The 13,218-nt window shown below is 43.6% G+C and carries 13 protein-coding genes; 9 read left to right on the top strand and 4 right to left on the bottom strand.

All coding sequences use genetic code 11. From position 1 onward, the window contains the following. Positions 1 to 137: 137 nt before the first annotated feature. The 4 genes from FHW88_RS18885 to FHW88_RS18870 all read right to left on the bottom strand — a co-directional run bounded on the left by FHW88_RS18885 (position 138) and on the right by FHW88_RS18870 (position 3,491). On the bottom strand, positions 138 to 1,685 hold the full coding sequence (locus tag FHW88_RS18885; protein WP_090526922.1) for an alpha-N-arabinofuranosidase: 1,548 nt from the start codon (positions 1,683 to 1,685) through the stop codon (positions 138 to 140). 189 nt (positions 1,686 to 1,874) lie between these two features. After that, positions 1,875 to 2,459, bottom strand: coding sequence for a TlpA family protein disulfide reductase (locus FHW88_RS18880; protein WP_176627505.1), 585 nt, complete (start codon positions 2,457 to 2,459; stop codon positions 1,875 to 1,877). A gap of 59 nt (positions 2,460 to 2,518) precedes the next feature. Continuing rightward, entirely contained in the window at positions 2,519 to 2,929 is a 411-nt protein-coding gene (locus FHW88_RS18875) for a DUF6691 family protein (RefSeq protein WP_090526928.1), read from the bottom strand. Between the two features lies 1 nt (position 2,930). Further along, entirely contained in the window at positions 2,931 to 3,491 is a 561-nt protein-coding gene (locus tag FHW88_RS18870) for a YeeE/YedE family protein (protein WP_090526930.1), read from the bottom strand. Between the two features lie 163 nt (positions 3,492 to 3,654). Between FHW88_RS18870 and FHW88_RS18865 the strand changes: the two genes are divergently transcribed. The 9 genes from FHW88_RS18865 (at position 3,655) to FHW88_RS18825 (ending at position 13,158) form a co-directional block, all read left to right on the top strand. Next, a complete protein-coding gene (locus FHW88_RS18865) occupies positions 3,655 to 4,206 on the top strand; it encodes a hypothetical protein (protein WP_139159965.1) in 552 nt (183 codons plus the stop codon). A gap of 254 nt (positions 4,207 to 4,460) precedes the next feature. Next, the gene (locus FHW88_RS18860; RefSeq protein ID WP_218117236.1) at positions 4,461 to 5,393 is read left to right on the top strand and encodes a transporter; all 933 of its coding nucleotides are present in this window, start codon (positions 4,461 to 4,463) and stop codon (positions 5,391 to 5,393) included. 30 nt (positions 5,394 to 5,423) lie between these two features. Continuing rightward, the gene (locus FHW88_RS18855; RefSeq protein ID WP_176627504.1) at positions 5,424 to 6,980 is read left to right on the top strand and encodes a phosphatase PAP2 family protein; all 1,557 of its coding nucleotides are present in this window, start codon (positions 5,424 to 5,426) and stop codon (positions 6,978 to 6,980) included. A gap of 29 nt (positions 6,981 to 7,009) precedes the next feature. Continuing rightward, on the top strand, positions 7,010 to 7,825 hold the full coding sequence (locus FHW88_RS18850) for a hypothetical protein (RefSeq protein WP_090526936.1): 816 nt from the start codon (positions 7,010 to 7,012) through the stop codon (positions 7,823 to 7,825). A gap of 107 nt (positions 7,826 to 7,932) precedes the next feature. After that, positions 7,933 to 9,039 (top strand): hypothetical protein, encoded by a 1,107-nt coding sequence (locus FHW88_RS18845; RefSeq protein ID WP_176627503.1) that lies wholly within the window; start codon positions 7,933 to 7,935, stop codon positions 9,037 to 9,039. A 91-nt stretch (positions 9,040 to 9,130) separates the two neighbouring features. Next, positions 9,131 to 10,207, top strand: coding sequence for a hypothetical protein (locus FHW88_RS18840; RefSeq protein ID WP_176627502.1), 1,077 nt, complete (start codon positions 9,131 to 9,133; stop codon positions 10,205 to 10,207). Between the two features lie 125 nt (positions 10,208 to 10,332). Next, positions 10,333 to 10,836 carry a RidA family protein gene (locus FHW88_RS18835; RefSeq protein ID WP_223266270.1) on the top strand — a complete coding sequence of 168 codons (504 nt, stop codon included), beginning with the start codon at positions 10,333 to 10,335 and terminating at the stop codon, positions 10,834 to 10,836. Positions 10,837 to 10,960: 124 nt separating this feature from the next. After that, positions 10,961 to 12,073 carry a D-TA family PLP-dependent enzyme gene (locus FHW88_RS18830; RefSeq protein ID WP_176627501.1) on the top strand — a complete coding sequence of 371 codons (1,113 nt, stop codon included), beginning with the start codon at positions 10,961 to 10,963 and terminating at the stop codon, positions 12,071 to 12,073. Between the two features lie 14 nt (positions 12,074 to 12,087). Beyond that, positions 12,088 to 13,158: a dipeptidase gene (locus FHW88_RS18825; RefSeq protein WP_176627500.1), complete on the top strand. Its 1,071-nt coding sequence runs from the start codon at positions 12,088 to 12,090 to the stop codon at positions 13,156 to 13,158. The last annotated feature ends 60 nt before the right edge of the window (positions 13,159 to 13,218 follow it).

Genomic DNA, 13,218 nt, shown 5'->3' with positions numbered 1-13,218 from the left:
ATAAAGTTAAAAGCAGAATACGTAAAGCTTAAAACTAATAAGTTGGTTATCCGTGTTTGTTCAATTGCTTTATATGCAAAAAAAGACCGCATCATTTGTATATGATGCAGCCTCTTTTGTATTTAGGGGAAAGGATTTTATTTCAATTCGAGCGTTACGATTGATTTTGCAGGCAGATTTACTACCAATTTGTCACCATCTTTTTTAGCGCCGGTAAAAGCGTTAAGGTGAATTTTGTTGGCATCTTTAAATGTATTAATATCTGTTAATTTAGCCGAAGTTAATACCTGGCCGCTAACGGTTTGCCATTTTATATCGCTTAGGTTGGTTGTAATAGTAATGGTATTGTGCGGATCAAGGTTAACTAATGAGATGTGTACCTTGCCGGCCGCATCCTGCGAAGCAGATGCATTTACAGCTTCAATTTTTTTGCCGTCAACTTCGTAATCAGGTACGCTCAACTTAATGGGCAGATATTTGGCATCCTGGTGTACTTTATACATATCAAATACATGATAGGTAGGCGTAAGCACCATTTTTTCTTTATCAGTTAATATCAACGCCTGCAGTACGTTGATGGCTTGTGCAAGTGCAGCCATTCTAACGCGGTCGCTATGGTTATTGAATATATTAAGCGTTGTGCCTGCTATTAAAGCATCGCGCAAGCTATTTTGTTGATACAGAACACCCCAGTTGCCGGGTTCCGGATCGGTCCAGATGCCCCATTCGTCAACAACGAGGGCCACTTTTTTATCCGGGTCATATTTATCCATAATGGCCGAATGTTTGGTAACCAGTTCCTCCATTTTAAGGCAATTTACCATAGTGCTGAAGTATTCTTTTTCGTCAAAGTTAGTTGCCGAACCTTTTTTGCCCCAATTACCTGTTGGTATGGTATAATAATGCAACGATAAACCTGCCATCATACCGCTCGAGATGTTTTTCATGCAAACCTCCGTCCAGCGGTAATCATCTGCATTCGGTCCACTGGCTATTTTATTTAATTTAGCGCCGGGGTAATCTTTAGCGAATGAAGCATATCGTTTAAAAAGGTCGGAGTAATATTCAGGTGTCATATTACCGCCGCAACCCCAGCTTTCGTTACCTACGCCCCAAAATGTTACTTTATAAGGAGCTGGATGCCCATTCTTTTTGCGTTCCTGTACTACTGTACTGCTGCTGTTTGAGTTAAGATATTCTATCCATTTCGACATTTCGTCAACCGTGCCGCTGCCAACGTTACCGGCAATATAAGGTTCACAACCCAGTAAATCACAAAGTTCCAAAAACTCATGGGTACCAAAGCTATTATCTTCGGTAACACCGCCCCAATTAGTATTTACCATGCGTGGGCGCGCGGTAGCCGGACCAATACCATCGCGCCAGTGATACTCGTCGGCAAAGCATCCGCCGGGCCAGCGCAGGTTAGGGATCTTTATCTTTTTGAGGGCATCAACAATATCAAGCCTGATGCGGTCCTGTTTTTTTACAGGGAGGGTTTTATCAACCCAAAAACCTCCATAAATACCACGGCCAAGGTGTTCGGCAAATTGACCATAAATGTGTTTGCTAATGGTTGTTTTTGAATCGGTACTGATATTAAGTGTACCTGTTTGCCCGAAGGATGCCGAGCTCAATAAGGACAAAGCGATAACGCCGAGGTGTAAAAACGGGTTCTTTTTCATTGAAACTTAGGATTTAACTAATTGTGCAGTAAAGAAAAGAAAAAAAATGAGAATAAGTGTTAAAAGAACAATAAAAAATATTGACCATGATTAGCTTGATTAAAGGATTACCTTGAATTATAAGCATAATTGAATAAAACCGGTGGTTAGCCTTTAAGAAAAGTATTATCAGGGAATCCTTTAATCAAGCTAATCAAGGTTCCTCATAAATTTTTCAAATTCTTCGCTGCTATAATCTGCCGCGCCGGAGTGCTTATAAATAAGCATGCCCTCTTTATCAAATACGAGGGTAGTAGGGATAGTGCCATCCAGTAAAGTGCCGGGTACATTGCTCATTTGTATATATAAAGGTAGGTCGTAGTTGTTTTTAAGCATAAAAGCTTTGGCTTTGGGCAGGTCGTTATCTACATCAACCAAAAGAAAGGCTACTTTTGGATCGTTCCTGAATTTTTTGTAGAGTTCATTTACTTTGGGCATTTCGGCGATGCAGGGAGGGCACCAGGTAGCCCAATAGTTTATAAATACCACTTTAGATTTTAAGGTGCTTAACGATATGGTATTACCGGTTGCATCTTTAAACTGGATATCCGGTACATTGGTAACATTTTCGGGATGCTTAACGTATCCCCCGGGATCGGGCTGGAAAAAGCCCAGCGACATCAATCCCCTGATCAGATGGCCTTTTGCATTTGGATTAAAAATTACCAACAACGCCAATGCCATAATGAGGATGCTGAAAATATTTGAAACCGGGATCTTTTTTTGTTGGCTCATGAAGTGATATTAAGGGCTTGTAAATTCTTTGCTGCTTTGCGCCTTTGCATGAAATTAATTTAATGTTGTAATTTTTCTCTGAGCAAGCCATAAACCCATGTCCCCAAAATAGCGCTTAAAAGCGTAACCGAAGTGACCAAAAAGCCGCTTCCGATCTGCGCAAACAACGGACCGGGGCAGGCACCTGTAATTGCCCAGCCTAAACCAAATATCAACCCGCCATATACGTTGCCCCAGCTAAATTTTTTGTCGGGAATAACGATGGCATCGCCGGTAAGGGTTTTGATCTTATAGCGTTTAATGATCATAACAGAGATCATCCCTACAATAATAGCGCTGCCAATGATACCATACATATGAAACGATTGAAGCCTGAACATTTCCTGGATCCTGAACCACGATATCACTTCTGATTTCACCAGCACTATGCCAAAAAGGAGGCCTGCAAATAGGTATTTGATATTGCGCATATTATAAATGTAATAGGTAGGGTAAAATAAACCAGGTCATGATAAAGCCGCCTGCCATAAAACAGCATGTTGCCACAAGGGATGGCCCCTGCAGGTTGGAGATGCCCATAATGGCGTGGCCTGATGTGCAGCCGCCTGCATACCGGGTGCCAAAGCCTACCAAAAAGCCGCCTATCACCATAAAAATAAAACCTCTTAAGGTAAGGAGCTGATCGAAGCTAAAAACATCTTTTGGCAGTAACCCGTTAAAATCCTTAACGCCCTGTTGCCGCAACACAGCGTGGGTTTGCGGATTAATATCGACCGGGTGATTGGCTGATAAAAATTCCGCGGATATGAAGCCTCCTAAAACGATGCCGGCAACAAAAAACAGGTTCCAGCTTTCCTTTTTCCAATCGTACTTAAAAAAGGAAATATTAGCCGGAATGCATGCCGCGCAGATATGTCTCAGTGATGATGAGATACCAAAAGTTTTATTTCCGATAATAAGCAGGGCAGGTACAATAAGGCCTATCAGCGGGCCGGCTACATACCAGGGCCAGGGTTGGGTTATCAGATCCATAGTTTACGGGTTAATACCCGCAAATATATCTAATGTAGATTGGCAAAATCCTAATTAGGCTGGCGTTTAATTGTGATTGATACAATTTTACTTTTTATTTGTTTTAACAATATTGTTACATATATTTACTGGCAATTATATACCCTAACAAAAATTTCTCTTGGTGAAGAAGCTTATAGCGATACTTTTATTAAACGTACATCTGTTCAATTTGGGCGGATACAGTTTAGTATTTGAGTATTTTATTCACCGGTCCGAAGTGCAAATTGTTAAGCAGATCTATGAAAATAAGGTTGACGCTACCAAACTTGTAGAGATCAAGATTCCTGTACATCTTCCAAAAATCCACAGTTGGAACGGGTACGTGCGCGATCAGGGCCAGTTACAATTAAAAGGTGTTTACTACAACTACCTGCGTTATAAAGTTACACAGGATACCATGTCATTTATTTGTATAGCCAATAGTGTTAAAACCCGTTTGGTTAATGCAAACCTCATTATTGCTAAAGAAATAAGCGATGTGCCCTTAAGTAAAAAGGGGCATGATTCATCGCAAAAAAAGATAAACGCTGGAGGCGAATACAGCTTCCAGATTATGCATTACCAATTCTTATCTTACGGAAGGACATTAAAGGTAAAACCACGCCCTATAGCCTACCATGTAAATTCACCCTTCATCGAGTCACCCGGCAAGCCGCCAAACTCTGCCTGCTGATTATTGCCTGTAAATTATGAGTTAAATTGATTTTTGTGCCTGCTCTTAAGGACACAAAGTTTTTTTATCATTTTGTTGTTTGAACCTGCACATTAACTGTGCTGCTATTTTAAGTACAACAGTTTCGTTTACGGCTTTGATCATGCTTCTTAATGCTGATGTATTATCAACAAATCGGTGGTTAAGCGATTTCAGTTGATAATGTTGATCCGGCTTTTGTTTTACCATTTTTTTATACCCTTTATTTAAACGTAATGAAATTTATGTCGCTGTATTTTTACAGATGTTGTATTGTAGTTTCTTTTTTATTGGCTGTTGCGCAATGTGCCAAAGCCCAAACCGATGCTGATGCGTTGATGATCCCTAAAAATTATTTTTGTGCTGCCGCAGTATATACCCATGGGAGTTGGGACCATTACTGGGAAGGTACATTTAAAAGGGATAATCAAAACTTAGGCACCGTAAGCACAAATGTTTACAGCCTGGGTGGTAATTATGGTCTTTCAAACCGGATCAACCTGCTATTCATGGTTCCTTATGTAACTACTAAGGCTTCGGCCGGTACTTTAAGAGGCGAAAAGTCATTTCAGGACCTTATGGTTTCATTTAAATGGATGGCGATAAAAGAGGAGATAGGCCGCGGTTTGTTTAGCGTTCATGCTATAGCTACAGGTTCTTTGCCTTTAGCCAATTACGAAGCCGATTATTTACCCCTGTCTGTAGGTTTACATAGTAAAAGTGTAGCGCTCCGTGCGTTGCTTAACTATCAAACAGGCAGGTTCTTTGTGGCAGGCTCAGGTCAGTACATTCGCCGCGATAATATTACTATCGATAGAAATTCATACTACACTACCGAAATGCATTACACCAATGAGGTGCAGTTACCAAACGCTACCAACTTTATGTTTAGCAGCGGCTACCGCAGCCTCAAATTTAATGCCGAGGCCACTTTTACAAAGATTACAAGCACAAGCGGCTTTGATATCCGTAAAAACGATATGCCTTTTCCAAGTAACCGCATGAATAGCACATCTGTTGGTTTAATATTGAAATACAGTTTCCAGTCTATCAGCGGACTTGAGTTTACTGCAGGCGGTAACTATGTTTTAAACGGACGTAATGTAGGCCAAACCCGGTCGGGATTTGCAGGTGTGTACTATGTGTTTAGCACCAAAAAGGAGAAGTAATAACAGGTTGGACAATCAATGATCAATGAAATGAAAAAAACTATACTTAATATATTTACAATCACAGCTTTGGCGGCGGTAACCTTTAGCTCATGCCGAAAGGATATTTTAGACCGTACTTCGCTGTATCCCGCACTTAAACCCTCAAATCTTGACCTTACTGCCGATACCTGGAACCCCGTGCTTGTTAAAGATTTTAGTGTGTTGAACGTAGGCGCGCCTGATGCTGTTACATCACCGGCCTATGTAGCCGATCTGAACGAGATCAAAGGATTACAGAAAAATCTAACCAGTGATCAGCAGTCAAAGATCCAATATTGGAGCGCGGGCTCTGTATTAAGATGGAATGAGATTTTGCGCGAACTGGTAGCCAAACATAATATACCGCCATACCAAAACCCTGATGGTACTTATCCGGCTCCAAGTTCTACCAATCCTTTTAATTACCCTGAATTTCCGTTTTCAAACCCGCCTTATGCTGCACGTGCCTACGCTTATGTAAGTGCTGCACAATATGATGCGCTGATAGCTGCATGGCATTTCAAAAACGTTTATAAACGTACAGCACCATATAAAAATGACTCGGGTGTTAAAGCACTGATCCCGGCATCCGAACTGCCCTCGTACCCAAGCGAGGACGCGGTAGTATCTGGTGCGACATCTGAGATCATGAAATTATTATTCCCTGCGGATGTAGCCTATATACAACAAAAGGTTGATGAAGAAAGATTATACAGGATGGCATCAGGAGCTAATACCCGTGGCGAATTTGCTGCCGGCGAATCGTTAGGCAGGCAGGTAGCCGCCATATTTGCTACCCGCGCCCGTAATGACGGTGCAGGCAAGGCCGGCGGTTCTCCTGCTATCTGGAAAAACTTTGAAACCATCACCGCTGCAAAAGGCGAGCAATTTTGGGTGAGCCTGGAAACCCCCAAAAGGCCACCAATGCTGCCGTTGTTTTCAAAAGTTACGCCTTTCTTGTTCGATTCAACTACTGTAGCTGCAATCAGGCCCCCGGCTCCGTACGCAACAAATTCGGCCGAATTTAAAAAAGAAACAGAAGAAGTATTGTCATTCAGTAAAGACCATAGCCGCGATCATGAAGAGCAGGTTGCTTTCTGGGCCGATGGTGCCGGTACTTATACGCCTACAGGTCACTGGAATGCTATTGCAGCTGATGAATTTGTAAAACAAAATTACAGCGAAGTACGCTGGGCTCGTAACTTTGCCTTGTTAAACATGGCCGAAATGGATGCTGCTATTGTATGCTGGGATACCAAATATTTTTACTTTAACCAGCGTCCGTCGCAAGCCAATCCAAATATCAAAACCTTAACCGGGGTGCCAAACTTCCCGGCTTATACATCAGGCCACTCTAACTTTAGCGGTGCGGCTGCTACTGTGCTAACCTATTTGCTGCCTGATAGGGGGAGTAAATTTACCGATATGGCGCATGCGGCGGCTATGTCGAGGTTGTATGGGGCTATTCATTATCGTAGCGACTGCGAAGTTGGTTTGGTAACCGGAAATAAAGTTGGCCAGTACGCAGTTAACAGAGGGAAGGCTGATAGGGCAGACGCAAAATAACAGGATGTTGAATTGAGGACGAATAAACAATGCGCAGCTTAACAAACGATCAGAAAATATATCACACGCTTCGCCTGGCTGTAGTTATGTGCTTTATAGGGCACGGTTGCTTTGGTATTATTACCAAACAAATCTGGTGTAACTACTTTGGTGTTTTCGGTATCGGTAAAGAAATGGCCTATACACTGATGCCTTATGTAGGTACCGTGGATATATTAATGGGCATTTCTATGCTGGTTTATCCAACCCGTGCCATAGCTGCATGGCTGGTGGTTTGGGGACTGGCTACTGCATCTATGCGCCCACTGTCGGGCGAACCTTTTGCCGAGTTCATTGAACGTGCCGGCAACTATGGTGCACCGTTTGCTTTACTGTTGGTACAGGGAGGGTTCCCATTAGGTAAAAAACAATGGTTTGCCCATATGGATGATAATGTTAGTATCAATGCCGAAACCCTGGCTAAAGTTATTACCTGGTTAAGGGTATTTGCATTTTTGCTGCTAATAGGCCATGGCTGGCTCAACCTTATCCAAAAGCAAGGTTTATTAAGTCAATACCATACGCTTGGTTTTGCTGAACCGGCTAAAACGGCTCAGTTTGTTGGCTTGTTTGAAGTGCTGGCTGCGTTAACAGTGCTTATTCGTCCTTTTAAAAATATACTCCTCGTTTTTATTATATGGAAAATATCCAGCGAGCTCTTTTATCCAAAATACGAAATGTTTGAGTGGATAGAACGCGGCGGCAGCTACGGTGTATTGCTGGCCTTATGGTTTGCGGTTAAAAAAGCACCGGCTGGTTATATTCTCTGGCCTTTTAAACATACATCACATTTAAGAGTAAGCTAAATCATCAAAACATAAAAAAGTTTATTGAACAGGTTGAAAAATCGCCCTGCTTTGTAAATATATTAACTAAACAATTGCAAATGCACACAAATACTTTTAATAATACTATGAAAAAACTGGTACTGAAATTTATTGGCGTTACAACGGTCATCATATTTGCAACTTTTGCAAAGGCAAATGCGCAAGGCTGCGTTGCCATCAGGAGCACAGGCGGCTTATGCACTATGGATGAACATCCTGATAGTGTTTCCAACAATGACAGCTGGTTGTTAAACAGCAATAACCGTTACTTTCGCTCATATAAACACTTCGTTGGTACCAAAGAGCAAAAACAACGAATTCAACAAGGAACTAATGTAATTAATCATTCATATACACAGGATCTTACTTTAACCCGCATATTTAATAACCGTTGGTCGTTTGCTGTTGATTTACCTATAGTTGATAACAGCCGCTCATCATTATATGAGCATGGAGGTAAGGAGCGTTTGGAAACACATTCCTTTGGTTTGGGCGATGTACGTTTAACCGCTTACGCCTGGTTGCTAAACCCAGCAAAGGCCCGCCGCGGAAATATCCAGGTTGGTTTGGGTTTAAAACTGCCAACCGGAAACTACAACTATCAGGATTATTTTTATCATACAGCTGCCAACGATGGCAAAACGCTTGGACCGGTTGATCAATCCATTCAGTTGGGTGACGGCGGAACCGGTATCACCACCGAGATCAATACCTATTACAATTTTACACACAGCTTTGGTCTGTATGGCGGCTTTTACTACCTGATTAGTCCAAGGGAGCAAAATGGTGTATCATCGGCCCGTGGCGGTACACCAAGTGCCAAAGCGGTTGCTAACGGCAGCGATGTTATGAGCGTGCCCGACCAGGTAATGATCCGCGGCGGTGCAAGCTACGGCGTCAGCAAGTTTGATTTTTCAGCCGGTATACGTTACGAATGCCTGCCGGTGCATGACCTGGTAGGGGGCAGTAATGGCTTCCGCAGGCCTGGATATATCATCTCTGCCGAGCCTGGCGTTACCTATCGTGTTAAATCATTTTCAATTTATGCTTTTGTACCTGTAGCCTTAAAACGCGACCGTACGCAAAGCGTACCGGATAAAATTACAACCCGCTTAACAGGAACTTATGCCCAGGGTGATGCTGCATTTGCAGATTATGCCATTAACGTGGGGGTAACTTTTAGAATTAAATAGAAAATTGGTTTTGTTGATTTTAAAGTCGGGATTGAGACCCCGACTTTATTTAACCACTGCTTAAGGTGCAATTACATTTAAACAACATATTATGAAATATACTTTACAATTTCTTTTTTGCACGGCGACGTGCCTGCTGCTTACCTATACCGGTGTACACGCGCAAGGCTGCGTTGCCATTAAAGGAGATGGCCCGTTCAGTAACATGGAACATACTACGCAGGACACTTCATACAAAGGTTGGGAGCTCACCGCTTCATGGCGCTATTTTAAATCGTTTCGCCACTTTAAGGGCAGCGACGAGCAGAAGCAGCGCCTGGTGATAGGTAACGAGGTGATCAACCATCAGCATACTTTTGATCTAAATCTTACCCGTAATTTTAACCAGTATTGGTCAGTATCTGTTGGTGTACCTTATCTTGTTAATACCCGCTCTTCATTATATGAGCACGGCGGTAAAGAGCGCCATAATTCATACTCGCAGGGTATTGGCGATGCCCGCATCGTTGTTAACAGGTGGTTGTTTGATAGCCGTAAAACCAGGGGAAATATCCAGGTTGGTTTAGGTATCAAGTTGCCTACCGGCGATTTTAATTATAAATCACATTTTTACAATGTCATCCCTTCCGAGCGCCCTGTTGATCAATCCATCCAGTTAGGCGATGGTGGCCTGGGCATCATTGCCGAAGCAAACGGTTACCTGGGTTTTGGCAGCGGCTTTAGCGGGTATACTAACTTGTACTATATGAGTAATCCGCGCAATACCAACGGCACCCGCACTTATCGTGAAACTTTGAGCTCATCACTGGCCAACGAAGCTATTTCAAGTGTGCCCGATCAGTATCTGGCTCGTTTAGGTGTTAATTATACCATAGCGCATGTGTTTACCATATCTGCAGGTGGCCGTATTGAAGGGATCCCTGTTCATGACCTGATAGGTAAAAGCGATGCTTTCCGCCGTCCGGGTTATATCATTTCTGCAGAGCCTGCCCTGAGCTATGCATTTAAAAGGGTAAATATCTTTGCCAGCGTGCCCATCGCCCTGAAACGCGACCGCACACAAAGTGTTACTGATAAAGAAAACTCGATAGCCACCGGTAAATACGTTATCGGCGACGCGGCATTTGCCGATTATGCTATCAATTTTGGTGTGTCGTTTAAATTTTGAGATTATATATACTACTTAGTTGATTTGGTGAAGCCGGGAGTGAGATCCCCGGCTTTTTTATTTAAAACTAATTTTTCCGAATTAAATTCTCTTCGGCAGACAGCATTCGTGTAAAATTATTTTTTATGGATACTTTTTTACTTAAAAACAATAGTTTTACGTTCATGAACACTCCCGAAGAAAACTTTGCAGCGCTGGGTTTAAATCTGCCGCCTGCACCAAAGCCGCTTGGCGTTTATAAACCATGTTTAGTTGATGGTAAATATTTATACCTGTCGGGCCATGGTCCGGTACAGGATGATGCTTCGCTGATTATTGGCCGCATTGGTGAAACAGTAAGCCAGGAAGATGGCAAGCTTGCTGCACAACAGGTTGGTTTAACTATGCTCGCTACCATTAAAGCCAACATCGGCAGTTTTAATAAAATTAAACGTGTTATAAAAGTGCTGGGTATGGTTAACTGTACACCCGAATTTGAAAAGCACCCATTCATCATAAATGGCGCAAGCGAACTTTTTGCCAAAATTTGGGGCGAGGAGAACGGCATAGGCGTACGCAGCGCGGTGGGTATGGGCTCATTACCTGATAATATCCCCGTTGAAATTGAAGCGCTGTTTGAATTAGAATAAAATCTACAATTTCCATTCTGGAGAGACGCATAATTGCGTCTCCCGCTTGCAGAGGCACCATAAGGGCGGCTCTGGATGTTCGAAGACGCAATTATGCGTCTTTACATGAAAAAATATTAAACCCATGACGCCCAACTGGTATAATATACAGGATGTTGATAAGCTGGATACCCCGGCAATGGTTGTTTATCCCGACAGGGTTAAAACAAACATTATTAGGCTCACCGACATGATCGGTGATGTTGCCCGTTTGCGCCCACATGTTAAAACCTATAAAAATGCTGAGGTTACTGGTTTGCTGCTGGAAGCCGGCATCCGTAAGTTCAAATGCGCCACCATTGCTGAGGCCGAACTGCTGGCCATAAACAAGGCCCCCGATGTTTTGCTGGCTTACCAACCCCTGGGGCCTAAACTGCACCGTTTCATCAGGCTGATCCATGCTTATCCGCACACGCGTTTTTCGTGTTTGGTTGATAACTCCACATCGGCAAAGGAGATTTCTGACGAAGCGGTAAGATTTAATGCCAATATCGACGTATACCTGGATTTGAACGTAGGCATGAACCGCACCGGTATAACGCCTGGTTTTGAAGCCCTTCAGCTTTATATGGACTGCGGCGTACTGCCGGGCATTAACCCCGTGGGTTTGCATGCCTATGATGGCCACATCCATGATGTAGACCTGCAGAAACGGGCCGAACGCTGTAATTTTGCGTTTGATCCTGTGCTTAAATTGCAGCAAACTATAAAAAGTAAAGGTTACCCCGAACCGGTTATCGTAGCAGGAGGCTCACCAACTTTTCCTATCCATGCCAAACGTAATTATGTTGAATGCAGCCCGGGTACGTTTGTTTACTGGGATAAAGGTTACCAGGTGGGAATGCCTGAGCAGGACTTTTTACCTGCAGCATTGATTGTTACCCGGGTGATTTCCCTGCCCGGCCCAACAAAGCTTTGTCTGGATGTGGGGCATAAGTCGATATCGGCTGAAAACGAATTAAGCAAACGTATTTATTTTTTAAATGCGCAGGAGCTTTACCCGGTGAGCCAAAGCGAAGAACATTTGGTGGTTGAGGCAGGCGATAATCATCAATATCAAATAGGCGATGTGCTTTACGGCATTCCGCACCATGTTTGCCCTACGGTTGCGTTGTATGAGCGCGTTTATACTATCGAAAACGAAAATGTTACCGGTGAGTGGCTTAACAAGGCCCGCGACCGCAAAATTACCATCTAAATACCCCTGATACCATGTTTGTTATAGATGCCCATTTAGATTTAAGCATGAACGCCCTGGAGTGGAACCGCGACCTTACGCGCCCGCTTGCTGAAGTAAACCAACGCGAAGAAGGCTTAACCGATAAGCCAGATCGTGCCAACGCTGTTGTTACCTTGCCCGAATTGCGTAAAGGGAATATTGGCCTGGTAGTAGCTACCCAGATAGGGCGTTATGTAGCGCCGGATAATCCGTTGCCCGGCTGGCATTCGCCCGAGCAGGCCTGGGCACAAACCCAGGGACAAGTAGCCTGGTACAGGGCTATGGAAGATGCAGGCGAAATGGTGCAGGTGAATGATCTGCCGTCGCTTGAAAAACACCTGGAACTTTGGAATGATGGTACCCCGGCAGAAAAAAAGCCGGTGGGGTATATTTTAAGTTTGGAAGGTGCCGATTCGATAGTGACGGTTCAGCATTTGGAACGGGCTTATAATTATGGCTTGCGGGCTGTTGGTCCGGCGCATTATGGCCCCGGCAGGTATGCTCAGGGTACTGATGCTACCGGCTATATGGGGCCTAAAGGTCATGAGTTGCTTAAAGAAATGGAGCGGCTGAATATCATTTTAGATGCTACCCATCTCTGCGATGACAGTTTTTGGGAAGCACTTGATCATTTTAACGGGCACGTTTGGGCAAGTCATAACAATTGCCGGGCACTGGTAAATCATAACCGCCAGTACAGCGATGAGATGATCAAAGCCCTTATCGACCGCGGCGCAGTGATCGGCGCCGCCCTTGATGCCTGGATGATGGTGCCCGGATGGGTAAGGGGTGTATCTACCCCAAAAGGAATGAACTGTAATATGGAAGTTATGGTTGATCATATCGATCATATTTGCCAGATTGCCGGTAATGCCCTGCACGTAGGTATGGGTACTGATTTGGATGGCGCTTTCGGACGTGAGCAATGCCCTTATGACCTTGAAACCATTGCCGATCTGCAAAAAGTGCCCGATCTGTTAAAGAGACGCGGTTATACTGATGAGGATATTCAAAATATGATGCACGGCAACTGGCTCAGGTTTTTAAGGAATGCATGGGCGTAAATCAGTTGGCAGTTTTTAGTTTGCAGTGGGCTGTACAGCATGTTAATCTACTTTGATATC

Source organism: Mucilaginibacter sp. SG538B (assembly GCF_013376065.1).
Lineage (GTDB): Bacteria > Bacteroidota > Bacteroidia > Sphingobacteriales > Sphingobacteriaceae > Mucilaginibacter > Mucilaginibacter rubeus.
This window is presented reverse-complemented; position numbering and strand designations above follow the sequence as displayed.

Bases quoted from the DNA above. Each gene is read 5' to 3' on its own strand.
- FHW88_RS18885 (WP_090526922.1), bottom strand. From the start codon at position 1,685: ATGAAAAAGAACCCGTTTTTACACCTCGGCGTTATCGCTTTGTCCTTA.
- FHW88_RS18880 (WP_176627505.1), bottom strand. From the start codon at position 2,459: ATGAGCCAACAAAAAAAGATCCCGGTTTCAAATATTTTCAGCATCCTC.
- FHW88_RS18875 (WP_090526928.1), bottom strand. From the start codon at position 2,929: ATGCGCAATATCAAATACCTATTTGCAGGCCTCCTTTTTGGCATAGTG.
- FHW88_RS18870 (WP_090526930.1), bottom strand. From the start codon at position 3,491: ATGGATCTGATAACCCAACCCTGGCCCTGGTATGTAGCCGGCCCGCTG.
- FHW88_RS18860 (WP_218117236.1), top strand. From the start codon at position 4,461: ATGAAATTTATGTCGCTGTATTTTTACAGATGTTGTATTGTAGTTTCT.
- FHW88_RS18855 (WP_176627504.1), top strand. From the start codon at position 5,424: ATGAAAAAAACTATACTTAATATATTTACAATCACAGCTTTGGCGGCG.
- FHW88_RS18850 (WP_090526936.1), top strand. From the start codon at position 7,010: ATGCGCAGCTTAACAAACGATCAGAAAATATATCACACGCTTCGCCTG.
- FHW88_RS18845 (WP_176627503.1), top strand. From the start codon at position 7,933: ATGAAAAAACTGGTACTGAAATTTATTGGCGTTACAACGGTCATCATA.
- FHW88_RS18840 (WP_176627502.1), top strand. From the start codon at position 9,131: ATGAAATATACTTTACAATTTCTTTTTTGCACGGCGACGTGCCTGCTG.
- FHW88_RS18835 (WP_223266270.1), top strand. From the start codon at position 10,333: ATGGATACTTTTTTACTTAAAAACAATAGTTTTACGTTCATGAACACT.
- FHW88_RS18830 (WP_176627501.1), top strand. From the start codon at position 10,961: ATGACGCCCAACTGGTATAATATACAGGATGTTGATAAGCTGGATACC.
- FHW88_RS18825 (WP_176627500.1), top strand. From the start codon at position 12,088: ATGTTTGTTATAGATGCCCATTTAGATTTAAGCATGAACGCCCTGGAG.